The following is a 25862-nucleotide window of genomic DNA, read 5'->3' as shown; positions in this document are numbered from 1 at the left end:
TTACCCCTTGATTTCGCCTTCAACGACATGCTCAAGACCGAGTTCCTCGATCACGATCACGGCCTTTACGTTAAAGCTTTTGCCTTCAGGTGCGCCAGCTTCGCGAACTGCATTTTCAATGGCTTGTTGGGATGTGACCCCGACCTGTTTCAGGAATTTGCGCATGGACATGTTAAAGTCGTCGTTCATTTGGACCTCCCCGTTGTTTTGACATGCATTGACGTATCGGCATCTTCGCTTCTACGCTTATAGACTGATGTCAGCTGCGTGAAGGAGGAGCGCGTGGCCTGCCGGAAACTATTGATATTCGTGTTTGCGTGCATCTGGATGAGCGCGTCTGTTATTGCTGTGCGTTCTGCGGAGCCGTTTCGGCTCAGCGTGCCGCAAGATCTCAACGACAGCGGTTTCCTTAAATACCTGCTGCCCCGATTTTCCTTGAAAACAAATACGCGGATCGAACTGGTTTCGCCTGAGGATCCAGCCGAAGTGCGGCTATTGGATGAGGAAGGCGGAACACCAGTATTCGAAGGGTTGGACCGCACATGGTACGCAACTGTCGAGCAGGAAACGGGCGGTACCAAAAGATTTATGGAGTGGCTTACCGGCGATGTCGGCCGGCGAACCATTGATGGTTTTCCGGCTAAGGATGGCTTTGCGTTTACCGCTGCAGCTCCTATCGCAAAGGAAGTTGACGACGGACTGATCGCCGGAGATGCGGGAAAAGGCGAAAAGCTCGCCGTGGTGCATTGCGGGCGGTGCCACCGGGTTAATGCCGCAACGCGCATGGCGGGCATCGGCTCTACTCCGTCTTTTGCGATTCTTCGAACGCTCGCCGACTGGAAGCCGCGCTTCGAGGCGTTTTTCGCGCTCAATCCGCACCCGTCATTCACGCTGATCGAAGACGTAACGGAGCCGTTCGATGAAACACGGCCGCCGCCGATCGTCCCGGTCGAAATGACGCTGGACGATCTGGATGCCATCCTCGCCTTTGTCTCACGCATCCCGCCGGCCGATTTGGGCGCGCCGCTCCAGTACCAGTGATCCTGATCAGGCACGGTCAATGGTCGCGCCTGATATAGTCGTCGGTGGTTCGAACCCGCGGGCGTTCGTTGGATTCAAACGGATTGTTCTCGCTGTGGTAAGCCGCATTGACCCGGCAATCGTCACACATCTGGATCATCCGGGCGGCCCCGCCATCTTTGAACATGGAATGCTTGCCGGCGAGCTGCCCCATGATCCGTTCGACTGTTGAGCGAACTCCAAACGGTTTGCCGCATTCGATGCACTCAAACGGTTCTTCCTCTTTCAGCACAATCGGTGTCAAAGCCGCGTCGCTCAAGTTCAGCTGGGGAACCAGGGAAAGTGCGCTTTCCGGGCAGATGTTTGTGCAGATGCCACATTGCAAACAGGCGTCTTCCTGGAAGCGAAGTTGCGGTTGATCAGGGTTTTCCTTAAGGGCACCAGAGGGGCACAAGGACACGCACGAAAGGCACAATGTGCAAGCGTCTTTGTTCATGGCAACGGCGCCGTAGGGGGCTCCGGCAGGAAGTTCCAGCACGGCGTCCGGTGCATTCAAGGTCTTCGCGGCAAGGCGCGTCACCTGCCGGCGGGATCCAAGCGGAAGGATTGGGGCCTCGTTTGCTGTCCGCTCCGCCTCTTCATAGAGGGCGGCTTCCAAATCATCCGGATCCGTTGGTTCGAGCAATCGAATCTGGTTGTTTCCTGAAATGGCATTTGCGAGATCGACCTGGAAGGGGAGACCGTCCTGTTCTGTCTGGGGTGACACAAGGATGTCGACTGCAGCGAATCCGCATCCAAGGGCTGCAAGAGCCTCTGCGTGGCCGAAAGCGGCCAATGCCGATACTTCCAGCGGAATAACGTCAATCGGCAGGCCTTTGCCGTATCGGGCCGACAGTTGGATTATTTCGAGACCGTAGGCCGCATCATGAACCAGCAGGCGTGGAGGCTCGTTTGACGCCTTTCGCCAGGTCGTTGAAAGCGTCTCAATCCGCTTGAAGACGTGTTGCGGTGTCGGAGCGTCATAGGAAACAGCGCCAGACGGACACACCGCTGAGCACATCCCGCAGCCCGCGCACACCATTGGGTCAATGGTGATGTGATCACCAGCGGGAGTGATTGCGCCGGTTGGGCAAAGGTTCAGGCAGCGGTTGCATCCGGTTTTCTGTGCTCTGGAGTGCGCACAAAGGTCTTCGTTGACCTTTACGTAGATTGGTTTTTCGAACGTCCCGATGAGTTGAGATGCTTCCAGGATAACCTTCGAATAAGCATCCTTGTTGCCGGGATCCGCGCGAAGATACCCCTCGCGCTTATCAGCGGCGGGAAACAGCGGTGCATCCCTGCGCAGGTCTACGATGATGTCACACGCGCTCTGGCCGCCGCCTGTCGGTTCTGTCCAGTTGAATGCGCCCCGGCCACCTGGAATGCGTTCCTGCAGAGCATCGAAAGCGACTTGAAATCCGCCGAGGGCACCGGTTGCCGATTTGATGTGACCGCGCACGACATCAAAGCGGCGATCGTCAGTAACCGGTAGCTCGACATCGGGGGTGACCAGAACAGTCACACTCAGTGTGTCACAAAGAAGCTTGGCCGCATCAAACGCGATGTCCGGCTCACCGAGCAGTAAGCAAGTCCCTTCGGACGAAACGTCAACGACGCGTTCACCCGGATCCGGCAACATGGCCTCAGCGATGAGCGCTGCCATTTTTGCCGTTGGTTCAACATCGCTCGAGGTCCACCCCGCACGGTCGCGGATGTCGATAAAATGCGGGTCATTTACTTCAAGATCTTGCGCGAGCTCTTCGAAGAACGTTCGTTCTTGAGCGCAGGCAATGACGACGTCGCCGCTTTGCAACTCTGATTCGGCCGCTGGAGCTTCCGTGTGACACAGGGCTGTATGGACTTTCGAGCAAGCCAGCCCAGTATATTTTTCAATCTCTTCTGCGTTAATCGACTGGCTTTTCAAGCAGTCGCACAGCAGCAGCTTCGCTTCTGTCATCGAGCGCGCGTCCTCTCCCCCGTGATGCCATTTCAGCGTCTCCCGCGCAGGAAATTGGCTCATCAGTTTCTAATCAAGGGCGAAGGTGTCTTTCCGTCAAGTGGCCTTTGTAAGGACTTGAAATTTCCAGATGTTGCGTCAGCATGGGCAAAAATAAAATTTCCGGCCGGACCGGATATCTGGAGGATGCGCGCCTGTGAATACGGAAAGAAGCCGTTCGATGCCGGTTGGCATTGTCGTGCGCCGCTTGCCCGGCGTGACGCGCTGGCAGAAATGGTCCTGGCGTGCCGTATCGCTTTTGCCAGGCGCAGGTGATGCAGACTGGCAAGTGCTGCGCAAGGAAGGAGACGCAGTCGAGTACCATGCGGCCACCCTTCCCCTTGAGCTGCACCGCGCCGAAACCGAGGCCTATCTCACCGCGCTCTCTGACAAAACGCCCTCGCTTTATGTCGTGATGCGGCCCGCCGAAGAGCTGGACCGGGACGTCCCCATGGAGGTGATGCTGATCACTGCGTCAGCTTACGAAGGGCAAGACTATGCGGATACGAGCGACGTTCTCGTTGAAAAGGTTCCGATGCCGCCGGGCCTGATCGCATGGGTGCGAGAGTTTGCCGAGACCCATCATGAGGACGAAATCTTTATCAAGCGCCGTCGAGATAAAAAGCGGGTCGATCTGCAAGAAGAAGGAATTGGCGACCCCCGCATTCGCCAGATGACGGATGTCTACCGCTCTCCGCGGCGCAAGCCAAAGGACACCTTGCAATGACCGGCGATGAAAAAGCGGGGATGGATTTCTGGTCGCGGCGAAAAGCGGCGGTGCAGCGGTCCGAAGAACTGGAACGTGTTCAGGTAGAAGAAGCGGAGGTCGCAAAGGAACGGGCCGAGCTTGAAACCAAAAGCGATGCTGAGATCCTCGAAGAACTCAACCTTCCGGACCCCGATACGCTCACCGAAAAAGATGACTTTAGCCAATTTTTGTCAGCTGCGGTTCCTGAGCGGCTGAAGCGGCGTGCGCTGCGCAGGCTCTGGGGCCTCAATCCGGTTCTCGCCAACCTGGATGGCTTGGTTGATTACGCAGATGACTTCACTGATGCCGCAACAGTCGTTTCTAACCTCCAGACCGTCTATCAGGTCGGTAAAGGGATGGTGGAACGGTTTGTAGAAGGCGAGGAAGACGAGATCGCCGAAGAGGTGGCAGAAACGATCGTCGAGCCAGACGAAGCAAATCAAAGAATTGCTGCAGTGCAAGATGATGAAAATACTGCAGAGCAGCATAATTGTGGCGAAAATGAAGAAGCACTTGTGCAATTGACGCAAGGAGAAGCGTTGTTGCAAGATATGCCAATACGTGACGAGTTTGAGTCTTCGGTGGGTGATACAACCAATGTCGAGGCAGAGCCGCCTCAACGCCCTCGCCGAATGAGGTTCGACTATTCGTGAATATCGAACCCGACTTGTGGGAGCTAAACTCTTTGCGTTTGAGGGAGGTGACGGCGCATGGCCGCTGTTGTTACGGAATATGTGATCGACCCGGAAGACCAGGCGAGAGCAGACTTATATAATTTTTTGGGGGTATTGCTGGCAAAACCGGCGGACAACGACCTCCTTAGGCAAATTGCTGCGCTTTCGGGCGACGACACCCCGCTGGGCACGACCCTCAAAACCCTTGCAAAACTTGCTTCGGTGACATCGGAACAGGATGCCGAGCGCGAATTCAACGCGTTGTTCATCGGCCTTGGACGCGGCGAGCTCTTGCCCTACGCGAGCCATTACCTGACAGGATTTTTGAACGAAAAGCCTCTTGCAAACCTACGGCAGGAGATGGCTGAGCGCGGTATCCAGCGCGCAGAGGGCAAAAAAGAGCCGGAGGACAACATCGCATCGCTCATGGAAATCATGGGTGGGCTGATCGTTGGACGCTTCGGTAAGGTCACTTCGGTCGCAGACCAGAAGTCCTTTTTCAACGCACATGTAGGCCCTTGGGCTGTGCATTTCTTCAGTGACTTGGAGGCCTCAAGGACGTCGGTCCTTTATTCGGCCGTCGGGTCGCTCGGGCGGCAGTTTATGGAGATCGAAGCAGAAGCATTCGAGATGCTGCCCAATTAGATCTTTCGGCATGACGCGATGCTGGGAAATCTAACATTCACGTTGGCAATTAAGGCGGCGCCGCCGCCTGGAATGAGAGGAGGATTGCAACGATGAAACGACCCGAACAGTCGGGCGCAGGCCTTGAGGCCGGACGCCGTGACTTCCTGAAACTGGCGGCCATTTCGGCCCCGGCCGCAGCTGCTGTGGTCGCGACGGGAACAGCTGCGCAAGCCGCTGAGCCGGATCTTGCTTCTGAGAAGATGCAAGACACCGTGCATACCCGCGCCTATTACGACAGCGCCCGGTTCTAACTGGACCCTGTGAACACACCGGCCGATGGTTGCGTGACGCCCGATGGCCGGTTCACTGACACACCCAGCCGTACCCAAATGGGGTATCAGCAAGGTAGGGCAAAATGCTTAGGAAAAAGACCAATGGGGTTGCGCGACGCCCCCAAGGTGCAAGTATCCTTAGAGACACTGCACATAAATCTGTAGACCGCCGGACATTCCTTAAAGGATCCGGTGTCGCAGCTGGCGGATTGGCCGCCATCTCCGCCATGGGCGGTTCTGTAACACAAGCCAAAGCACAAGCTGGCGCCGGTGCCGTGAAGAACGTGAAAACGGTCTGCACACACTGCTCCGTCGGTTGTACAGTTGTGGCTGAAGTTTCCAACGGGGTCTGGGTCGGCCAGGAACCGGGTTGGGACAGCCCATTCAACCTCGGTGCGCACTGCGCCAAGGGTGCTGCCGTTCGTGAGCATGCGCACGGCGAACGCCGCCTGAAATATCCGATGAAAAAGGAAGGCGGCGAGTGGAAGAAGATCAGCTGGGAGCAGGCGATCAACGAAATCGGCGACCAGATGATGCAAATCCGCGAGGAAAGCGGTCCGGACAGTGTTTATTGGCTTGGTTCGGCCAAGCACAACAATGAGCAGGCTTATCTGTTCCGGAAATTCGCGGCCTACTGGGGAACCAACAACGTTGATCACCAGGCGCGTATTTGTCACTCGACCACGGTTGCCGGCGTAGCAAACACATGGGGCTACGGCGCCATGACAAACAGCTACAACGACATCCACAATTCCCGTGCGATCTTTATCATTGGCGGTAACCCGGCTGAGGCGCATCCTGTGTCTTTGCTCCACGTCTTGCGCGCCAAGGAGCAGAACAACGCACCGCTGATCGTTTGTGATCCGCGCTTTACCCGCACCGCTGCTCATGCAGACGAGTATGTCCGTTTCCGTCCAGGTTCGGACGTGGCGCTCATCTGGGGCATCCTCTGGCATATCTTCGACAATGGCTGGGAGGACAAAGAGTTCATCCGGACCCGTGTCTGGGGCATGGACCAGATCAAGGAAGAAGTCGCCCGGTGGACGCCGGACGAAGTTGAGCGTGTCACCGGCACTCCGGGCAGCCAGCTGAAACGCGTGGCGCGGACGCTTGCAAACAACCGACCAGGCACCGTGATCTGGTGCATGGGTGGAACACAGCACACCAACGGTAACAACAACACGCGCGCTTACTGCGTGCTGCAGTTGGCTCTTGGCAACATGGGCACAACCGGTGGCGGCACCAACATCTTCCGCGGTCACGACAACGTTCAGGGTGCAACCGACCTTGGCGTTCTGTCACACACCCTGCCTGGCTACTATGGCCTGAGCGCGGGTGCTTGGGGGCACTGGTCCCGTGTCTGGGGCGAGGATCTTGATTGGCTGAAAGGGCAGTTCGCTAAGACGACCGGCGCTGACGGTAAAGAAAAGAACCTCATGAACCTCACCGGTATTCCAGTCAGCCGCTGGATCGACGGGGTTCTGGAAGATCCGGCGAACACCGATCAGCCGGCCGAAGTTCGGGCCATGGTACTTTGGGGCCACGCTCCAAACTCCCAGACCCGCATGACGGAAATGAAAACCGCGATGGAGAAACTGGATACGCTGGTCGTCATTGACCCGTTCCCGACCGTCTCTGCCGTGCTTCATGATCGGACGGATGGTGTCTACCTGCTCCCGGCAACGACACAGTTCGAAACCTATGGATCTGTCACCGCCTCAAACCGCTCCATCCAGTGGCGCGACCAGGTGATTGAGCCGTTGTTCGAATCCAAGACCGACCACGAAATCATTGGCCTGTTTGCCAAGAAGTTCGGTTTCCATGACCGGATCTTCCGCAACATTGCCCTTGAGGAGGACGGCATCACGCCGAACATCGAGGACACAACCCGCGAGTTTAACCGCGGTATGTGGACGGTCGGCTACACTGGTCAGTCTCCAGAGCGGATCAAGCTGCACATGGCCAACCAGCACACGTTCGACAGGACGACGCTGCAGGCAAATGGCGGTCCCGCGGATGGTGACTACTACGGTATGCCGTGGCCGTGCTGGGGTACTGCAGAAATGAAACACCCGGGCACGCCGAACCTTTACGACATGTCCAAGCCGGTCGCCGAAGGCGGTCTCAGCTTCCGGGCACGTTTCGGTGTCGAGCGTGATGGTCAGAACCTTCTGGCCGAAGGTGTCTCCAATCCGGGTGCGGAAATTCAGGACGGCTATCCGGAATTCACCATGCAGATGCTGATGGATCTTGGATGGGACGGTGACCTGACCGATGAAGAGCATGCAGCGATTGATGCCGTCGCCGGACCGAAAACCAACTGGAAGACCGACCTTTCCGGCGGCATCCAGCGGGTGGCCATCAAGCATGGCTGCTCACCGTTCGGCAACGCGAAGGCTCGTGCTGTTGTATGGACCTTCCCGGACCCGGTTCCGCTTCACCGCGAGCCGCTCTACACCAATCGCAGGGATCTCGTGGCGGATTACCCGACCTACGAAGACCGCAAGTTCTACCGTCTGCCGACGCTTTACGCGTCGATCCAGAAGCAGGACTTCTCCCGCGACTACCCGATCATCCTGACCTCCGGTCGTCTGGTCGAGTATGAAGGCGGTGGTGATGAGACACGGTCGAACCCGTGGCTTGCCGAACTTCAGCAGGACATGTTCGTCGAAATCAATCCACGTGATGCCAACAACATTGGTATTCGGGACGGCGCGCAGGTCTGGGTCGAAGGTCCGGAAGGCGGCAAGGTTAAGGTCATGGCAATGGTGACCGAGCGGGTCGGCGAAGGCGTTGCCTTCATGCCGTTCCACTTCGGTGGTCATTATCAAGGCGAAGACCAGCGGTCGAAATATCCAAAAGGGGCCGACCCGTATGTTCTCGGCGAGAGCACGAATACGGCTCAAACCTACGGCTACGACTCCGTTACCCAGATGCAGGAGACCAAAGCCACTCTCTGCAAGATCTCGGCAGCGTAAGGAGGAAACGCAATGGCACTTGGTGGACAAGCGAGGGCTAAGTTCCTCTGTGACGCTGAGCGTTGCATTGAATGCAATGCCTGTGTGACCGCCTGTAAAAACGAGCATGAGGTGCCGTGGGGCATCAACCGCCGCCGGGTTGTGACCATCAATGATGGTAAGCCGGGGGAACGGTCGATCTCCGTTGCCTGCATGCACTGTTCGGACGCACCATGTATGGCGGTGTGCCCGGTCGACTGCTTCTACCAGAACGAAGAAGGTGTGGTCCTTCACTCGAAAGACCTTTGCATTGGCTGCGGCTATTGCTTCTATGCCTGTCCGTTCGGCGCACCGCAGTTCCCGCAAGCGGGCAACTTCGGATCGCGCGGCAAGATGGACAAGTGTACCTTCTGTGCTGGTGGCCCTGAAGAGAACCATTCCACAGCGGAATTCGCGAAATACGGCCGCAACCGTATTGCGGAAGGCAAGCTGCCGATCTGCGCGGAAATGTGTTCGACCAAAGCTCTGCTCGCAGGTGATGGCGACGTTGTCGCCAACATCTACCGTGAGCGTGTGGTCGCCCGCGGCTTCGGCTCCGGCGCCTGGGGCTGGGGCTCTGCATACGGCCAAAACGGCGGCTAAGGATACGTTGGTCAATGCCGGCTCAGATGCACTCTGGGTCGGCCGATCAAACGCCCTTCTGACAAAAGAAAAAAGAGTGGGGCGGCTGTTTGCCGCCCCACCTGTCTCTACGGGAACAATTGGGTGAGGAACCAGAGATGAACCGCTTCGTGCTGGCATTTGCCGTACTGTTTGCTTTCATGATGCAAGCCTTTGCGCAGGACACAGCGGCACCAAGCGCTGACGTCGATCGCTCCGCGACAGGCGGCGCACAAACTCTGGAAGACATCCTGAAACGCCAGCGCGGCGAGAAGGTCGATTATGACTTCCGCAGGAACGCGACCGGCGATCCGGATTCAGCTGCAAGCATGAGTTCTCAACTCGGGACGCTCGGCGGGGCATCCGACCCGGAGCTTTGGCGGGCACTGCGTTATGGGTCTGCCGATGTAACTGTTTCATCTGGCGGGCAAGTGGCATCCGTTCTCATGCAAGACGGCGGCATGCGGTGGCTGTTGTTCCGCCAGGGGCCGCTCGCCACCTACGGCGGCTATCTTCTGCTCGGAACTCTCGGGTTTCTGGCACTGTTCTATTTGCTTCGCGGCCGGATCCGTATCGATGGTGAGAAAACCGGCCGGACAATCACCCGGTTCAAGGCGGTCGAGCGGTTTGGCCACTGGCTACTCGCCGGCTCGTTCATCCTGCTTGGCATCACCGGTCTGATCACCTTGTTCGGCCGGATGGCCATTATCCCGCTGATCGGCCACGACGCATTTGCCCCGATCGCGCAGGCCTCGAAATGGATCCACAACAACGTGTCCTGGGCGTTCATGATCGCCTTGGTGATGGTGTTTGTGATGTGGGTGGTCCACAACATCCCCAACAAGACTGATCTGAAATGGATTGCAGTTGGGGGCGGGCTCCTCAAAAAAGGTGTGCACCCACCGGCCAAGAAGTTCAATTTCGGTCAGAAGATGATTTTCTGGAGCGTCATTGTTCTGGGTGCGTCTATTTCAGCGTCCGGTATTTCACTGCTCTTCCCGTTTGAATATCCAATGTTTGCGGCAACATTCAACGTGCTGAACTCGACGGGATTGCCACAACTCATTGGATTTGGAGAGTTGCCGACCCAGCTCGCGCCACATGAGGAAATGCAGTACGCCCAGCTTTGGCACTCCATTGTCGCATTCCTGATGATGGCGATCATTCTGGCTCACATCTATATCGGGTCGGTGGGTATGGAAGGTGCCTACGACGCCATGGGCTCGGGAGAGGTCGAGCTGCAGTGGGCGAAGGAGCACCACGGACTTTGGGTTGCGGAAGTCGAAGCCGCCGAAAAAGACCGGGAAGCCAAAAACGCTGTCCCTGCTGAATAGTCGTTCAGGCAATCAGTTCGATGTGCGCGTCCCTCATCCAAAGGTCATTCGCGGCGGTTGGGAAAAAGACCGTCGTGGCAGTTGCGATTTACGTGTTCTGTTCCGTATGGCCTGTTTCCCCATCTTTGGCGACCGAGTTTCAGACCCTTAAAGGGCACGGTGGCCCGGTTATGGATATTGCGGTGGAACCCGAGACCGGTGCTGTCGCAACCGCCAGTTTCGATAATTCTGTCGGGCTTTGGTCAGGGCGAGACCCGACTTGGCTCGACGGGCATGAAGCAGCTGTGAAGGTTGTCCAATTCATAGATACCGATCGGCTTGTGTCAGCGGGCGACGACAATGATCTGATCCTCTGGGACCGTGTTGCAGGAACACAACAAAGACTGGAAGGCCATACCGCCAAAGTTCAGGGGCTTGCCGTTTCGCCGGACAAGAGCCTCATTGCCAGCGCCAGCTGGGACGCTCGGGTCGGGCTCTGGCCGGTTGACGGAGGTGAGCCGATTTTCCTGAGTGGGCACAATGCGGGCGTTAATGCGGTTGCTTTTACTAAAGACGGCAAATCTCTCTATTCGGCCTCTATGGATGGTTCGATAATTCTCTGGGATGTTGAAGAACGCACTGAAAAGCGGGTTGTCGATCGCAACGGGTTCGGTATCAACGTCTTGAGGCTGGGGGGGGCGGCAGACGGACCCGAGACGTGGCTTGCTTACGGCGCACAAGACGGCGTGACCCGGATCCTCGATCTTGAAACAGGCGACCGGCTGTACGAGTTTTCACTCGAACGTCGGCCAATCTTAGGGCTCGATGTCAGCCCCGATGGTACACGGCTCGCAACAGGGGATGGTCAGGGTTACATCACAGTGTTCGAGACGGGGGCTTGGGGGATAGAGACCGATTTTCGCGCCGCGCTCAAAGGTCCCATCTGGGCCTTGGCTTTCTCAAATGACGGGTCGGTTCTGCATGCTGCCGGCATTGAGAGTATTGTGTATTCTTGGCCGGTTGCCGACCTTTCCAGTTTTGATCCAATGGCAACGGAAACACCCGAGTTCTTGCGCAAACCAGAAGAAATGTCCAACGGTGAGCGGCAGTTCGCGCGCAAGTGCTCCATTTGCCATTCGGTGACCGATGATGGTGTGCGGCGGGCAGGGCCGACGCTCTACAAGGTTTTTGGGCGAAAGGCCGGCGCCCTGCCGGATTACAGCTATTCTGCAACCCTGGACGGATCTGATATCATCTGGTCAGAAGAGACGATAGACCAATTGTTTCTGGACGGTCCGGACCATTATATTCCTGGCTCCAAAATGCCGATGCAGGTCATTGCCTTGCCGGAAGACCGGAAAGATCTAGTTGACTATCTAAAGGTGGCAACCGCGCCAGAAGAAGCGGAGGGAGGACAACAATGAAAGCCATGCTGACGGCCTTTGCGGCCCTTATTGTGCTGACCATCGGAGCAAGCCAGGTATTGGATCGGGCGGGGTTCTCCAGTGCCGAGCAGGGCAGCAGCTCGTCGGTCCGTCTTGGTGACTGAGGCGAGGGGGACCTAAAGGTCGGTTTCAGACACGTGACTTCCGGTCGAAAACCGCGTGGTCGCCCAGGGACGGGGTTTCGTCTCCGTTCGCAAGCTTTTTATAAAACCCGAAAAGCGTGTCTTTTCCTAACGAAGGCGTGGCGTCGGCGTCATACAGTCCGGTCTTCGGATTGATTACCAGCATGGATTCAGTTGCATAATAACGGCCGATGCGGGCCAGCTCCGCCTTGTCCCGGTATTTCGGCCCAAACCGGCCGGCAAACTCAAGTGCTCTGATAATCCAGTCCATCAGTGCAACAGGCACCTTCCGGAACCGCGGCTCCAGCCCAAAGCTTTGAAACAAGTACGTTCCCTGTGCCTTGGGCGTTATCGCCTCACCTGGGCCGCCAATCGGCAGGACCTTGTTTTTCATCGCCGGGTTCTCCAAGCATTCGGCAATAAAGGCCGCGACATCATGATCGCTGATCGGCTTGCAGGATGTTAGCGTTCCATCCCCAAAGATGAGGAACGGTTTGCCTGCTTTCACACGTTCCACTTGCCCGGATAGCGATTTGAAGAAAGCGGTAGGCCGAATGATCGAATAATGCAGGCCTGACGCTTGGAGCTCCGCTTCGAATGCGAGTTTGGCGTGCTGAAATGCAAGTCGCGGTTTTTGCACGCATATTGCCGACAGTAATATGAAATGCGGCTTCCCGGTTTCTCTCGCAATTTGAAGGATATCGCTGTTCGCCTGATGATCGATTTTCCAGGCGTCGTCGGGAATACCTGTTCGGGAGGACAGGCAGGAAATCACAGCGTCGAACTGATCGCCCCGGAAAGCATCCTGGCGGATCGACTTTGGATTGGTGACATAACCAGTTCGAACAACTGTCTCTGGCGCGACACGCTGCATCTTTGCAGCTGTCTGTGGCCGGACGAAACAAACGACGTGATGACCTTGGCTCAGCAACTCGGTCAGCGCGGCGCGTCCGATGGTTCCGGTTGCGCCAAACAACAATATTCGTTTTGCTCTTACGTCCCCGTTCGGCTCAATTGGGTTCGTAGAGCCTTTCGTCTCTGGACCCCGGGCTTCCACGGTCTGTCTCCTATCCCAAGTTTCTGCAGTCAAGCTGCCCGGAAGCGGGCGATCGTGTCAATTCTGCGTAGGGACTATGGTTTCGGATCTCTTCAGAGCTGTGGTGCAATTTTGCTCATCTTACGGCTTAGCTTGGACCGGATCCGGCATTCGGGAAGAACAGTTGCTGCCCGTCCACCTGATAATCTGCGATTGCCGCCTGGCCTTCTGGCGAAAGAAGCCAGTCGATAAACCTTTGTGCCATGTCTGCCTTGACGTGCGGATGTGCTTCGGGGTTCACTAAGATGACACCATACTGGTTGAACATCTTGGCATCTCCCTCAACTACGATTTGATGCGTGCCTTTGTTGCCGAAGGCGATCCAGGTTGCTCGGTCGGTCATCAGGTAAGCGCCCATACCGGTGCCTGTATTAAGGGTTGCTCCCATCCCGGAGCCGGTTTCGCGATACCAGGTTCCGGAAGCTTCTGACGGATCGATCCCTGCGCCCTTCCAAAGGCGGAGCTCTGCTTTGTGGGTGCCGCTGTCATCCCCGCGGGACGCGAATATCGATTTGCTCGAGGCGATTTTGGTGAGGGCTTCTGCAACGTTCTTTGTGCCCGCGACGCCAGCTGGGTCGTTGGCAGGACCAACAATCACAAAATCGTTGTACATGACATCAGCGCGGGAGACGCCCAATCCGTCTGAAACGAATTTTTCTTCCGATGGTTTGGAGTGCACAAACAGAACATCGCCGTCTCCATTTGCTGCGTTGCGGATGGCTTGTCCGGTTCCGACTGCAACCACCCGGACGTCAATGCCTGTCTTGGCGGTGAACTTCGGTAGCAAGTCGTCGAACAGGCCGGAGTTCTGGGTCGAGGTGGTTGATTGAACGATGATAAACGGGTTTTCCGCCTGAGCGGATTGAAGGAGGCCGGTTGTGAGAAACGCGGCAGCAATGATTTTCAAAAAAGCTCGTCTGATCATGTTTTCCTCCAAAAGTGCTTTTGTTTTAACTCTTTACGAAAAGCCGTCCGTCCCGAAGAGCACGTGCAGGCGCGCTTTGTGGGATCTTCAACACCCGTTGCGCAGGGCCGGTTTCAGCGATTTCTCCATCTTGCAGGAAAATCAATTCCTGCCCCAGGCGGCTCGCCTGTCCTGCATCGTGGGTCACAAGTACGATGGTGATACCGTTTGCATTCGCTTCCAGGATGAGCTGCTCAATCGCGGCGGTGGAGGCCGGATCGAGGCTTGCGGTCGGCTCATCCAGGAACAGAATTTCCGGTTGGCAAGCGAGCGCGCGGACGGTGGCAAGGCGCTGCTGTTCGCCGCCTGACAGGACGCGGGCAGGACGGTTCGCAAGATGGCTTAGCCCGGCCGCCGCCAAGGCTTTTTGGATCAAGCCATTGCGCTTTTCGCCCTTCTCGCCGCGAACCCCAAGCGCGAATTTCAGGTTCGCCTTTGCAGATCGCCGGAGCAGGACGGGCCGCTGGTAGACCATGGCCTGGTTCTTCCGGGCGGCTTTGTCCAGCGCGTGGCCGCGCCATAGAACGTCACCGTGTGTCGGCGAAATCAGGCCGTGCATCAGCCGCAGAAGCAGGCTTTTGCCGGCGCCGTTCGGCCCCATGATTACTGTGCGCGATCCGCGCCGTATCTGAAGGTCAATATCAGTGAGCAAGCGGTGCCCATTGGTTTCAAATCCGAGCCCGCGGGTTTCAAGAAGAATCTCTCGCGCATCGGGCATTGCTGTTATGGATGGAGAAGACGGGGTGTCTTGCACAAGATTACGCATAAGCAGCCCTCACAGCGGATGCGCGCAGGGTCATGACAAGAGCATTGACCGCAAACGCAATCGCCAGAAGGATCACCCCGAGCGCCAAAGCAAGCTCAAGATTGCCCTTGGAAGTTTCGAGAGCAATCGTTGTGGTCATGACCCGAGTGACATGGTTAATATTGCCGCCGACAATGATCACTGCGCCAACTTCAGCGACTGCACGGCCAAACCCGGCTAACGCGACAGTGAGCAGGCTGTAACGGGCGTCCCAAAGCAGTGCCATGACGCGGTCGAGCGGTCCGACGCCGAGCGAAGTAAACTGCTCGCCATATTCCTGGTAAAGGTCCTCCACCACCTGCTTCGTCAATGCCGCAACGATTGGGGTCACCAGAACCGTCTGGGCGATGATCATGGCAGTTGGGGTGTAGAGGAGTCCCAGTGGTCCGAGCGGCCCAGAGGCCGACAGCATGAGGTATACCAAAAGCCCGACGACGACAGGTGGTAGTCCCATCAGGGCATTGAGGACAATTGATAACAGTGTTCGGCCCGGAAACCGGAAGGCGCCTGCGATTGCACCGAGTGGAAAGCCGATCAGGCATGCGATTGCGACAGCACTCAAGGTGACCTGCATTGACAGGCCAACAATCTCCATGAGGTCTGGATCAAACGCGAAAACAAGGCCAATGGCACTTGCCAGCACGTTCCAGAAACTGTCCATATGCGCTTTTCCTCCCACCTTTTCGGAGAAAATAACACAAAAAACACAAAAGCGCATAGCTCGAAATTGTTGCCGGTCGGAGCGCGACGGCCATTCAATGCCGCTTTTGTCAAAAAAGAGCCCTGCTTCGGACAAAGCAGGGCTCTAAGGGTGGCCGGAGTAGGTAAAGCGGTCCGGCCAAATGGATGCCTCTGTCAGTCGGAACCGGCGCCTTCGTCGTAGGTCCAGCGGTAATGCGGTGGGGTCGGACCTTTGTTGCGTCCGCCTTGTTCGGACTGTTCCCACGCGTGCGCTAGAATGCCGACAGATCGGGACAATCCGAAGAAGCCACGGGCAAGGGGAGCTGGACAGCCAAGTTCGGCATAAATCACTGCGGTCGCGCCATCGATGTTCATCGGCACCGGCTTGCCACGTTCTGTGGCCAGATGCGCCTCGATGGCTCGACCGATCTGAGCGTATGCCCCGGAGACCTCACCAGCGGCTGCGGCTTCATCGACCAGCCCGAGCAGGCGCGGTGCCCTTGGGTCGACAGGTTTGTGGAAGCGATGTCCAAAGCCTGGAATGAAACGCCCGTTGGCTTGCCGCCAGGTATCAAGCGTTGTGCCAAGTTCATCAAGTCCGGCGGTCTCTATCGCCCGGTAAAGCTGCACCGCCTGTTCGCCCGCGCCACCGTGAACGTCGCCGAGCATATTGAGACCGGTCGCCATGGCCGATTGCAAACCGATGCCACAAGTCGTCGCCATCCGTGCTGCCGCGATAGACGGGGCTTGAGGTCCATGATCAACGGCGGCAACGAGTGCCGCTTCAAAAAGGCTCGCTCGTTGCCCGGAAATTTCCTTGCCGGTGACCATCAGCCAGATCATCTGGGCAAAACCCTGGTTGCCTATCAGGTCTTCGACCGGGTGTCCGCGAAGAGCGATGCGGCCGGGTTCCATGTCAATGATCGAGGTGCGCCACCAATCGGCGACATCTGTGTTCTCGCTCACACCACGTTCTCCTTGCGCAAGGTCTCAATATCTTCTGCAGCGTATCCAAGTGCCGTCAAAATACGGTCGGTGTCCGCACCGAGGGCCGGAGGCGGGGTGTCCACAGATGGGCGTGTGCCGTCAATCATGGCGCCAATCCGCAAGAGATCGATGGGTTTTCCAACCCCCGGCGTTTCGTCGAAGCGCGCCAGAAAATCGCGGTCCCTGATCTGGGGATGGTCAAGAACTTCAGGCACGCTCAGGACCGCGCCAGCAGGCACGCCCAGCTTGTTGAGCTCGCGCGCCCATTCCCGCGCAGGCCTTGTGGTGAGAACGGTTTCCAATTCTGCCTTAAGCCGTAGCCGGTTGCATTTCCGGTCTTCCCGGGAGGCAAAATCAGCGTGTCCAACAAGGTCTTCCCGGCCAAGGTGTTTGGCCAGAAGGTCCCACTGCTCGTCCTTGTTGGCCGCAATGTTGATCAAGCCGTCCAAGCATTGAAACGCACCGGATGGCGCAGACGTTGGATTTTCATTGCCATTGGGCGTTGGGACAACGCCGCCGATCAGATGATTTGAGACGACCCAGCCCATGGTGGCCAGAACCGACTCCAGCATGGATACATCAATGAAAGCGCCGCGCTTTTCGGCATTGAGCGCACCGCAAATCGCCATCGCTGCCGTCAGACCGCCCACTGTATCTGCCAGTGGATATCCGACGCGCAGAGGAGCACTGTCAGCATCGCCGGTGATCGACATGACGCCCGAAGCCCCTTGGACAATCTGATCATAGGCGGGGCGGTGAGCCCAGGGCCCATCTTGCCCGAACCCGGAGATTGCACAGTAGATAAGATGCGGAGCCTCCGCTTTCAGAACTTCATAACCGAGCCCCAGACGATCCATGACCCCCGGGCGAAAGTTCTCCACGAGCACATCCGCTCCGGCAACAAGGCGCTTCAAAACGTCTTTACCGCGCGGGTCCTTGAGATTGAGGGTGAGGGATTTCTTGCCGGCATTCTGGGCAAGGAAGCTGATGCCCATGCCCTTTGCCGAGAGGTCCGGATCTGCGCCGAGATTGCGCGCAAGATCGCCCCGCCCAACGGCTTCTACCTTGATGACTTCTGCGCCGAGATGGGCCAGCTGGTGGCAGGCAAAAGGCCCAGCAAGCACATTCGTCAGGTCGAGAACCCGGATTCCATCAAGGGGTTTTGTCATATCCGGGTCCTCGTTTCGTTTCGTCTCAATCGCCGTCGGCCACGCCTTCTGCCCGCGCACGCGCCCGACGGGCACGATAGCTCGGCAGGACGACGAGGATGACGGCCAGGACCAAGAGACCCATCGTCATTGGCCGCTCAAGGATGAAGCCGATCCCGTCATAAAGTTGCATGGAACGGGAGAAGTTGTCCTCCAGCATCCGGCCCAAGATGAAACCGATCAGCAGCGGCGCCAGCGGGTAGTCGGCGAAGCGGAGGACGGTCGCGCATATCCCGAAGCCCACCAGGATTAGAAGTTCTGTCGAATTGTTCTGCCCGATGTAGGCGCCCATCAAGGTGAAGAACAAAATGAAGGGGATCAGGAAGTTGCGCGGGACCGCGAGGATCTTCGCTATATACGGGATCAACGGCAAGTTCAGGATCAACAGGATCACGTTGCCGAGATACATGGAGATAATCACCGCCCAGAAGATCTCCGGCTGATCGACCATCAAACGTGGGCCTGGAGATACGTTGAGGGCGATCAGTGCACCAAGCAAAATGGCCGTTGTACCGGATCCGGGAATGCCAAGTGTGAGGAGCGGTACGAAGGAGCCTGTGCAGGCGGCGTTGTTGGCACTTTCCGGCGCTGCCAAACCTTTGACGGAGCCTTTGCCGAACTGCTCTTGTTCTTCCTTCGTTGCGATGTTGCGCTCCACCGCGTAGCCGAGGAAGGATGCGATCGTTGCCCCAGCACCTGGCAGGACGCCGATCAGGAACCCCTGGATGGACTGGCGTCCAATAACCGGAGTGATGGCCTTGGCTTCTTCTTTGGTGATCCTGAGGTCCTTGATCTCGTTGTTGCCGCTCTCGGTTTTAGAGCGGTTCGGATCGAGAACGAGGTAGAGGGCTTCGGGCAGCGCAAACATTGCCATCGCGAGCGTGATGAAGCCGAAGCCAGACTGCAGATCCATCAAACCCATGGTGAAGCGGGGCATGTTGAAGAGCGCACCTTCACCGACCGTCGCCATGATGACCCCAAGGATGGTCATCAAAAGTGCCTTGATAACCTGGCCAGTTCCGGCAAAGGCTGCGATCGCAGAAAGACCGACGACCATCAGCGCGAAATATTCGGCCGAATGGAATAGAAGTGCGACGGTTGCGAGAGCCGGAGCGAAAATCATCAGAAGAACCGCACCGATGGAGCCGCCTGCAAACGACGAGATGGCTGCAACGGTCAATGCCTTGCCGGCCTTGCCCTGCCTTGCAAGGGGATAGCCATCGAAACTCGTCGCAACGGTCGAGGCCACGCCGGGCGCATTGATGAGGATAGAAGACGTCGAGCCGCCGAAAATCGCCCCGTAGTAAACACCGGCAAGCAGAATGAGGGCGGCAGATGGATCGCCAATTGAAATGGCAACCGGGATCATGATGGCTATGATCGACATCGGCCCCAGGCCCGGGAGCATGCCAATGAATGTGCCGATCAAACAGCCGCCGACAACCATCAGCAAATTGGTGACAGAAAAGGCTGTGCTCAGCCCGATCAGGATTCCTTCGAGCATGTCAGCCTCCGTTAGCCATGAAGACGGGCATCGGGCTCAGGAAGATCCCGAGGACCCGATCGACCAGATACCAGACGACACCTGCCGCGATTGCGGATGCGAGCGCCATGACAATGTACTTGCGCTCGCCGAGGATAAACGACCCTATGAACAAGAAGCCGAACGTGGAAAGCAGGAAACCTGCCGGCCGTAGGAGCAGAGCATAAGCAACCATCAATCCCAGCAAGGCGATTGCCTGTCCGAGTTTGTAATCGGTCAATCGCCGATAGTTGATTTCGCTCGGCTTCGGTTCGCCACTGCTCTTCTCAAATCCAAGCAGGATCAGCAAAGAGCATATGATCGCCATGACCGAGAGGATTTTGGGAAAGGTCGACGGCCAGATCGGATTGCGCCGCATGAAAGGCGCGAGCGCCTCATCCATCGTAAAGAATGCCGCATAGCCATATGCGAGACAGATCAACAAAATGATCATGGCGATCCATCGATCGAGCGCCATGGCCTCCTCCCCAAGTCTTTGTTTGTTTCGTTAAATGCCCGCTCGTGCGGCGGTTGAGATCATCTTCATATGCAAAGACGGCGCAGACTGGGTCTGCGCCGTCATGCCGTTCAGATCATAGGAAGCCCAGCTTCTTCATCAGATCGCCGATAACCTGCTCCTGGTTTTCCAGGAAGGCGCGGAAGTCATCACCATTGTTGTGGATGTTGACCCAACCGTTGCGGGCACGAACTTCTTCCCACTCCGGGGTGTCGTACATTTTGGTCAGTGCAGTCTGGTAAGCAACCAGCTGCTCTTCCGGCAGGCCCGGTGCTGCGAAGAAACCGCGCCAGTTGACGAAGGTGGTGTCGATGCCCTGTTCCTTCATGGTTGGGGCGTCTTTATAGGCATCCACGCGCTCATCAGACGTCACACCGATGATCTTGACTTCACCAGCGTTGGCAAGGTCCACAGCTTCGGAGAAACCGGTCGACAGAGCAGCAATCTCGCCGGACAGCAGTGCGGCCATTGCCTTACCGCCGGCATCATACGGGATGTATTTGAAAGCGGTCGGATCTTCGCCAGCGGCTTCCATTGCCATGGCTGCAACCAGGTGGTCCATGCCGCCCGGAACGGAGCCGCCACCAATGGCGGTGCCGGACGGATCAGCCTTGTAGGCCGCGATGAGGTCGGTCATGGAATTGATCGGGCTGTCCTTGCCAACCACCAGGGCTGCATAGTCGCCGATTGTTCCTGCGACGAGTGTCAGGTCACGGAAGTTTTGCGGAAATACGCCAGTCAAAGACCGGATCACGATCGGGGTCGAGTTGACCATAATCGTGCCGTGGTTTGACGCAGCATTCTCGATCAGGTAGCCGATCGCCTTTCCGCCGCCACCGCCGGACATGTTTTCGTAAGATGCAGTGCCAACCAACCCTGCTTTGGTGAGCGCTTCGCCAGTGCCGCGTGCCGTGCCGTCCCAGCCACCGCCAGCACCACCCGGGATCAGGAAGTGAATTGAATCGACAACCTTGTGGCCGTCCGCGAGCACTGGGCTGGCGAACGTCATAGAAGCTGCAGCCGCAGCCAGAACGACCCTGCGGGTCATTTTCATGAGTGTCATGTTTTCCTCCACATAAACTGGCCCATTGCATGGGCCTATTCAGCCTCAGGTCCGCATTGCGGAGCCTCCCTTTGGGCTTGAATTCAACCTAGCGGCAAACCCTGTCACCAACCTGTCACCGGCTGTCTATGCGCTTGCAAGAAGTGATTAGGGCAGGCAAGAGTGAGGGCAGGAGGACCAAGTTTTGCGGCTATTGCTCGTTGAAGACACCTTTGACATGGCTGAAGCCATCATGATCCGGCTGGATCGGAGCGGTATAGCCTGTGACCTTGCCAAAACACTGGAGGAAGCACGCTCTCTTCTGGATGTTCAGCGGTATGATGTCATTGTTCTGGACCTGAATTTACCGGACGGGCTTGGAACCGACCTCTTGAGAGAGTTACGGCAAAAATCCGATCGCACGCCGGTTTTGGTGCTGACCGCAGAGTTCTCCGTGGATGATCGCGTATCGACGCTCAACTCCGGTGCTGACGATTATCTGGTGAAGCCCTTTGATCATCGCGAGCTGGAAGCGCGCATACAGGCGCTCTACAGACGTGAGCAAGGAGACAAAGCGGAAGAACTGGCGATCGGGGATCTGACCTTTAATGCGACGGCCCGCGTTGTTCGGTTGAAGGAGGCACCGGTCAACCTGACACGGCGGGAATTCTCACTGCTGGAATTGTTCATTCGCAATCGGGGAAAAGTTCTGAGCAAGGAACGGCTTTTTGAAGGCATTTTCAGCTTTCAGGACACGGATGTCAGCATGAATGCGCTGGAGCTTTATGTTGCACGCCTGCGTAAAAAACTCTCCGGAAGTTCCGTTGTGATCGAGACGCAAAGAGGGCTTGGTTACAAGCTAGAGGTCCATGACTAGCCTGCTCAGCCGGTTTGGTGCGACCTCCCTTACAGCGCGGGTTGCGTTGGGGGTGACGTTCCTCTTGACCTTTGGCGGGATCATCGTTTCGATCGCAGCCTTTGCATATGGACGCGAAGCCGCCCGCTCGGCTTATGACCGCTTGCTGGTAGGGGCGGCCAATGACATTGCCTCAGCAATCACCGTGGTGGATGGCAATCCTGTCCTTGAGTTGCCGCATTCTGCATTTGAGCTTCTGGCGCTCGCGCCTGATGACCGTATCGGGTACCGGATCGTTGGGCCAAATGGCCAGACCCTGACCGGTTACGATGAAATCGCTCTTCCTGCCGGGCTGACAGGATACAACGACGTTTTCTTCGATGGCGCATTTTTTGGCGAAGCGGCCAGATATGTTGTTGTGTCCCGGCGATTTGCCGAACGCACTTGGAGCGGGACCATCCGGGTTGTTGTGGGGCAGACCCTGAAGGCGCGAAACGCCATGGCCGTGGATATCACGCGCAAAGCGCTCTACGTGCTGGCGGCGTCCGGCCTGGCGATGATGCTGTTGGCAGTTTTAGTGGTGCGTGCTGTTTTCAATCCGCTAAAGCGGATCGCGGGTGGATTGGCAGAACGTGATCCTCACGATTTGACACCCCTCGATACAGATGTGCCTCGGGAAACCGCCATGATGATCCAGGCCTTGAACGCCTTCATGGGGCGGCTGGATCGGCAGATGGATTCCATGCGGCATCTGATCTCGGACACGGCTCACCAATTGAGAACACCAGTCGCCGCGCTCAGAGCACAAGCAGATCTCTTTTCCGATGAGGAGGATCCTGAGCGCAAAGATCGCATTGTTGAGCGTATTCAGACCCGGTCCGCAAGTCTTGGCCGGCTACTTGATCAAATGTTGAGCCAGGCGTTGGTGATCCATCGCGGCGACAGTGTCCGACGGGAAAAAATCGATCTGCGGGATGTTGTGCTGGACGTTTTCGAGGAGGGCGACCATGCAGTTCTGCGGCCGGATGTTTCAGTCGTTCCGCAATTGGCAGACCAACCGGTTCACGTGCTTGCGGATACGACGTCCCTTCAAGAAGCGGTCAAGAACCTTCTGAGCAATGCTTTGAAATATGGACGGGCACCTGTACGCATTGGTGCTACGACCGAAAACGGTGTTGCCTCTATCTGGGTGGAAGATGATGGCGGTGGACCCGATCCGGAAATCCTTTCCGCCCTGGGAACACGCTTCAATCAATCTGGTTTGTCCCGTCAGAACAGTTCCGGTCTTGGGCTCGCCATTGCGCATGCTGTTGCCCGGTCTTTTGAAGGACAGTTGGTTTTGGAAACACAAGGCAACAGGACCTTTCGCGCAGCTCTGTGTTTTCCGGAAATCAAGGCGGAGGCTGCATGAAGGATACTCAGTGCAGGTTACTTGGTATTAGCCTTTGGTTGTTGGCTGCCGTCATTGTCCCTGCAACTGCGGCAGAACCTGAGTTGGTCGAACAATATGGGGGTGCTGATGCCGAACAGACCCTCATTGTGCGCTCGACCGCCGACATTTCGGTTTTTGCGCCGGTTGTCGAGGCTTTTTTGGAAACACGGTCCGATCTGACACTCATCTATGAGCAGTGGGGATCGAACGACCTCTACACCCAATCCCGCACGGAATGTAGGGAAGGGGCACCGGTTGCCGATGTCGTTATCAGTTCCGGCGTCCACCAAATGGTCAAGCTGGTCAACGAAGCCTGTGCCCAAAGCCATGTGTCGCGGGAGACTGAGCAGTTGCCAGCTGCGCTGCGGTGGCGCGATGAATTGTGGGGCATTTCCAGAGAACCCGCTGTCGTAATCTATAATCAGGACTTGGTACCGCCCGCTGAGGTGCCAAAGTCGCGGTTTGATCTCCTGGATTTGCTCCGGCCAGCCAACACCCCTTACGCCGGACGCGTTGCCACCTATGACATCGAGCGCTCCGGCCTCGGGTATCTTTTTGCTTTTGTCGACGCACAAGAGGCATCGACCTTTGGCGCATTGCAGGAAGCCTTTGTGCGCACCCAAGCCGTCCGGTCGTGCTGCTCCTCCGATATCATCCGGAGCGTGGCCGATGGCCGCTACCTGATCGCCTACAATGTGCTGGGGTCTTATGCCCAAGGATATCAGCAGCAAGATGATCGGATCGGGATCGTTTTGCCAACCGATTACACATTGGTGCTGTCCCGTGCCCTGATGATCCCGAAAGGGGCAGACAACGGCGCTGCGGCTACTGATTTTCTGGACTTTTTGTTGTCGCCTGAGGGGCGTAGGGTATTGCGTCAAGCGTTGCTAATCAGCCCGCTTCTTGAGACGGAAGAGGGGGCTGAGGGAGAGACCTTAAGTTCTACAGCGCTTCGCCCGATCGGTTTGTCTCCGGCGCTCATGGTTGCACGGGATCAGCTGACCCGGGAGACTTTCTTGAAACGCTGGCGCGTGACATTTCCTGGGCCGTGAATGCAGAAAATCAATTCGTAAATTCTTTTGGAAACGCACGGCGGGCGTGAATACTCGCCCCTTGCAAGCCGCCGGTCTTGGAGAACACGCCACGCACCAGAATAGGTTCGCTGTAATTCGCAAGTGTTATCGCGCGGGTCTTACTATCGATTTCTGTCAGTAGCCGGCCGTCGGCGCTCAAGCCTCCACTCACCGGGATTACATCCGGGCCGAGCAGATTTATCACCATGCTGAGCGCTCGAGCCAGAATAGTTGTAAAGGCGTCGATGGTCCTTGCCGCTTGCGGCTCTCCGGCGTGCCAAGCGGTCGTTACTTCAATGCTTGAGTACGATGTGTTGTGAAGAGCGGCGTGTATTTTTTCCAGACCTCGCGCGGAACCGTAAGCATCCAGGCAACCGATTTGACCGCACCCGCATTGAAAATGCGGAATGCCTGAAATCGTCCCACCCGCGGTTGGATCGACAACCGGACCGTGCCCCCACTCTCCGGCGATCCCACCAAGTCCTGAGACAAGACTGCCGTTGTGAACCAAGCCACCGCCGACTCCTGAGCCAAGAATGATGGCGAAGACAGTTTCTTTGCCAGCGCCCGATCCCTCAACAGCTTCTGCCAGAGCAAAGGCATCGGCATCATTGATGATCGCGACCGGGGTGCCGAGTTCCTTCGTCAGATTCGAAGCAATCGGGCGGCCGTTCAAACAGGGAATGTTCGCGACGTCTGCGATGCCGGTTTGTGCATCGAAGGCCCCTGCGAGGGATATAACAACCGGACCGTATGTCTCCGGAAGACACTTGCGGAGTGCTTCGACAAACTCAGACCACGAGTGCAACGGTGTTGGAACCCGACCAGCTTCTTCCACCGGACCACGCGCACCGGGATGCGCGTAGCGTATGAAGCTGCCACCGATGTCGAACGAAGTCACCATCCTGAATTTGCGTCTCTCAAAAGTGGTTCTGGAGCGTTCAGCCATTAAACCGCGACTTGCTTCTTGCAAAGACGTTTTCCGTCAGAATGAAGGGCCCTTTCCCCGGATAATAAATCTAGCTCTTAGATGCGGCTGCGCATTCGGTAGCCTGGGGCAAAGATGAGTTTTACATGTGTGATAGGCGCATCTCCGGTCCAAGTTATGCGCTCCATAGCAAACAATGCTGTCCCCAGTGTGCAATCAAGGATCCGAGCGGTATCTTCGTTGGCGTTGAGCGCAGAAAAGGAAAGGTCGCCCCGGCTATAGGGGGCATTGTGGACCAGCCATTCGTTCGCGCTTGAGACCTCGAATTTACGCTGGCGCGCTTCGGGCACGGTATCAAGATTGATGTAACGCTCTTCAAATGCATAAGGACGGTCATCCGCAAAGTGGAGCGTTTTCAGATAGAGCACGTCATCACAGAGCGATGCGTGAAATACCCCGTGCAGCATTGGTGGAACTGGTTGGTAAGCCCGTTCCAGAAGACTGTGCCGGTAGGTCTTGCCTAGCGCTTCCACCTCTTCCCGGATGATCGGAATCGTGAGTGTGGCCCGCTGCGGCGGATTGAGTGCAACACGCGTGCCCGCACGGCGTTTGCGGATGACCAGCCCGCTTTCGGCCAGGTCCCTGAGCGCTCTATTGACGGTCGTGCGCGCGCAACCGAATTCTTCTGCCAGATCCGCTTCGTGCGGGATCTGTGCGCCCGGTTCCCAGACGCGGTCATGGATCCGGCGAAGAAGCTCTTCGCGAATGCCAGTCCAGGAGTTCGTATCGGTCAGGGCCACAGGTGATCAGTTCCTTGT

The 25862-nt window shown here is 57.1% G+C and carries 26 protein-coding genes; 13 read left to right on the top strand and 13 right to left on the bottom strand.

From position 1 onward, the window contains the following. On the bottom strand, nt 1-189 hold the full coding sequence (locus ACVDG4_RS16135; protein WP_008193496.1) for a DUF6494 family protein: 189 nt from the start codon (nt 187-189) through the stop codon (nt 1-3). Between the two features lie 138 nt (nt 190-327). Between ACVDG4_RS16135 and ACVDG4_RS16130 the strand changes: the two genes are divergently transcribed. After that, the gene (locus ACVDG4_RS16130) at nt 328-1041 is read left to right on the top strand and encodes a c-type cytochrome (protein WP_447235826.1); all 714 of its coding nucleotides are present in this window, start codon (nt 328-330) and stop codon (nt 1039-1041) included. Between the two features lie 16 nt (nt 1042-1057). On the opposite strand, the gene ACVDG4_RS16125 is transcribed toward ACVDG4_RS16130, so the two are convergent. Next, complete coding sequence (locus ACVDG4_RS16125; RefSeq protein WP_447235825.1) at nt 1058-3016, bottom strand: 4Fe-4S binding protein; 1959 nt, start codon at nt 3014-3016, stop codon at nt 1058-1060. 220 nt (nt 3017-3236) lie between these two features. Between ACVDG4_RS16125 and ACVDG4_RS16120 the strand changes: the two genes are divergently transcribed. The 9 genes from ACVDG4_RS16120 (at nt 3237) to ACVDG4_RS16080 (ending at nt 11915) form a co-directional block, all read left to right on the top strand. Next, complete coding sequence (locus ACVDG4_RS16120) at nt 3237-3782, top strand: DUF3305 domain-containing protein (RefSeq protein ID WP_209174690.1); 546 nt, start codon at nt 3237-3239, stop codon at nt 3780-3782. Beyond that, entirely contained in the window at nt 3779-4456 is a 678-nt protein-coding gene (locus ACVDG4_RS16115; protein ID WP_409694157.1) for a DUF3306 domain-containing protein, read from the top strand. The genes ACVDG4_RS16120 and ACVDG4_RS16115 overlap by 4 nt, the downstream gene beginning before the upstream one ends. A 57-nt stretch (nt 4457-4513) precedes the next feature. After that, complete coding sequence (locus tag ACVDG4_RS16110) at nt 4514-5122, top strand: TorD/DmsD family molecular chaperone (protein WP_133951684.1); 609 nt, start codon at nt 4514-4516, stop codon at nt 5120-5122. A gap of 92 nt (nt 5123-5214) precedes the next feature. Beyond that, nucleotides 5215-5415: a hypothetical protein gene (locus tag ACVDG4_RS16105; RefSeq protein ID WP_008190930.1), complete on the top strand. Its 201-nt coding sequence runs from the start codon at nt 5215-5217 to the stop codon at nt 5413-5415. A 104-nt stretch (nt 5416-5519) separates the two neighbouring features. Beyond that, a complete protein-coding gene (locus tag ACVDG4_RS16100; RefSeq protein WP_447235824.1) occupies nt 5520-8414 on the top strand; it encodes a molybdopterin-dependent oxidoreductase in 2895 nt (964 codons plus the stop codon). 12 nt (nt 8415-8426) lie between these two features. Further along, complete coding sequence (fdh3B, locus tag ACVDG4_RS16095) at nt 8427-9035, top strand: formate dehydrogenase FDH3 subunit beta (protein WP_040450988.1); 609 nt, start codon at nt 8427-8429, stop codon at nt 9033-9035. A gap of 137 nt (nt 9036-9172) precedes the next feature. After that, nucleotides 9173-10387 (top strand): formate dehydrogenase subunit gamma, encoded by a 1215-nt coding sequence (locus ACVDG4_RS16090; RefSeq protein WP_209174688.1) that lies wholly within the window; start codon nt 9173-9175, stop codon nt 10385-10387. Nucleotides 10388-10461: 74 nt separating this feature from the next. Further along, the gene (locus tag ACVDG4_RS16085; RefSeq protein ID WP_447235823.1) at nt 10462-11790 is read left to right on the top strand and encodes a c-type cytochrome; all 1329 of its coding nucleotides are present in this window, start codon (nt 10462-10464) and stop codon (nt 11788-11790) included. Then, the gene (locus tag ACVDG4_RS16080; RefSeq protein WP_008194840.1) at nt 11787-11915 is read left to right on the top strand and encodes a hypothetical protein; all 129 of its coding nucleotides are present in this window, start codon (nt 11787-11789) and stop codon (nt 11913-11915) included. Before ACVDG4_RS16085 ends, ACVDG4_RS16080 begins: the two co-directional genes overlap by 4 nt. Nucleotides 11916-11940: 25 nt before the next feature. Here the strand turns inward: ACVDG4_RS16080 and ACVDG4_RS16075 are convergent, their stop codons facing one another. From ACVDG4_RS16075 to ACVDG4_RS16035, 9 genes are all read right to left on the bottom strand, one after another. Continuing rightward, nucleotides 11941-12909 (bottom strand): NAD(P)H-binding protein, encoded by a 969-nt coding sequence (locus ACVDG4_RS16075; protein ID WP_447235918.1) that lies wholly within the window; start codon nt 12907-12909, stop codon nt 11941-11943. A gap of 208 nt (nt 12910-13117) precedes the next feature. Then, nucleotides 13118-13954, bottom strand: coding sequence for an ABC transporter substrate-binding protein (locus tag ACVDG4_RS16070; protein WP_447235822.1), 837 nt, complete (start codon nt 13952-13954; stop codon nt 13118-13120). Between the two features lie 25 nt (nt 13955-13979). After that, nucleotides 13980-14759, bottom strand: a complete 780-nt coding sequence (locus ACVDG4_RS16065; RefSeq protein ID WP_447235821.1) for an ATP-binding cassette domain-containing protein — start codon at nt 14757-14759, stop codon at nt 13980-13982. Further along, the gene (locus ACVDG4_RS16060; protein ID WP_428522848.1) at nt 14752-15459 is read right to left on the bottom strand and encodes an ABC transporter permease; all 708 of its coding nucleotides are present in this window, start codon (nt 15457-15459) and stop codon (nt 14752-14754) included. Before ACVDG4_RS16060 ends, ACVDG4_RS16065 begins: the two co-directional genes overlap by 8 nt. Nucleotides 15460-15653: 194 nt before the next feature. Next, complete coding sequence (locus tag ACVDG4_RS16055) at nt 15654-16445, bottom strand: citryl-CoA lyase (RefSeq protein WP_447235820.1); 792 nt, start codon at nt 16443-16445, stop codon at nt 15654-15656. Next, complete coding sequence (locus ACVDG4_RS16050) at nt 16442-17635, bottom strand: CaiB/BaiF CoA transferase family protein (protein WP_447235819.1); 1194 nt, start codon at nt 17633-17635, stop codon at nt 16442-16444. The genes ACVDG4_RS16055 and ACVDG4_RS16050 overlap by 4 nt, the downstream gene beginning before the upstream one ends. Before the next feature lie 25 nt (nt 17636-17660). Then, nucleotides 17661-19178: a tripartite tricarboxylate transporter permease gene (locus ACVDG4_RS16045; protein ID WP_209174684.1), complete on the bottom strand. Its 1518-nt coding sequence runs from the start codon at nt 19176-19178 to the stop codon at nt 17661-17663. Nucleotide 19179: 1 nt separating this feature from the next. Then, nucleotides 19180-19674 carry a tripartite tricarboxylate transporter TctB family protein gene (locus ACVDG4_RS16040; RefSeq protein WP_133951700.1) on the bottom strand — a complete coding sequence of 165 codons (495 nt, stop codon included), beginning with the start codon at nt 19672-19674 and terminating at the stop codon, nt 19180-19182. Nucleotides 19675-19789: 115 nt separating this feature from the next. Beyond that, nucleotides 19790-20776 (bottom strand): tripartite tricarboxylate transporter substrate binding protein, encoded by a 987-nt coding sequence (locus ACVDG4_RS16035; RefSeq protein WP_133951702.1) that lies wholly within the window; start codon nt 20774-20776, stop codon nt 19790-19792. Nucleotides 20777-20969: 193 nt separating this feature from the next. Here ACVDG4_RS16035 and ACVDG4_RS16030 point away from each other — a divergent pair, with 193 nt between their 5' ends. The 3 genes from ACVDG4_RS16030 to ACVDG4_RS16020 are packed head-to-tail and all read left to right on the top strand — an operon-like array spanning nt 20970 to nt 24095. Continuing rightward, the gene (locus tag ACVDG4_RS16030) at nt 20970-21632 is read left to right on the top strand and encodes a response regulator (protein WP_447235917.1); all 663 of its coding nucleotides are present in this window, start codon (nt 20970-20972) and stop codon (nt 21630-21632) included. Further along, nucleotides 21625-23022 carry a sensor histidine kinase gene (locus ACVDG4_RS16025; protein ID WP_447235818.1) on the top strand — a complete coding sequence of 466 codons (1398 nt, stop codon included), beginning with the start codon at nt 21625-21627 and terminating at the stop codon, nt 23020-23022. Before ACVDG4_RS16030 ends, ACVDG4_RS16025 begins: the two co-directional genes overlap by 8 nt. Next, entirely contained in the window at nt 23019-24095 is a 1077-nt protein-coding gene (locus ACVDG4_RS16020; protein ID WP_428522863.1) for an ABC transporter substrate-binding protein, read from the top strand. The genes ACVDG4_RS16025 and ACVDG4_RS16020 overlap by 4 nt, the downstream gene beginning before the upstream one ends. 10 nt (nt 24096-24105) lie before the next feature. Here the strand turns inward: ACVDG4_RS16020 and ACVDG4_RS16015 are convergent, their stop codons facing one another. Then, complete coding sequence (locus tag ACVDG4_RS16015; protein WP_447235817.1) at nt 24106-25020, bottom strand: ROK family protein; 915 nt, start codon at nt 25018-25020, stop codon at nt 24106-24108. A gap of 122 nt (nt 25021-25142) precedes the next feature. After that, the gene (hutC, locus tag ACVDG4_RS16010; protein WP_447235816.1) at nt 25143-25844 is read right to left on the bottom strand and encodes a histidine utilization transcriptional repressor HutC; all 702 of its coding nucleotides are present in this window, start codon (nt 25842-25844) and stop codon (nt 25143-25145) included. Between the last annotated feature and the right edge of the window lie 18 nt (nt 25845-25862).

Source organism: Roseibium sp. MB-4 (genome assembly GCF_053005265.1).
This window is presented reverse-complemented; position numbering and strand designations above follow the sequence as displayed.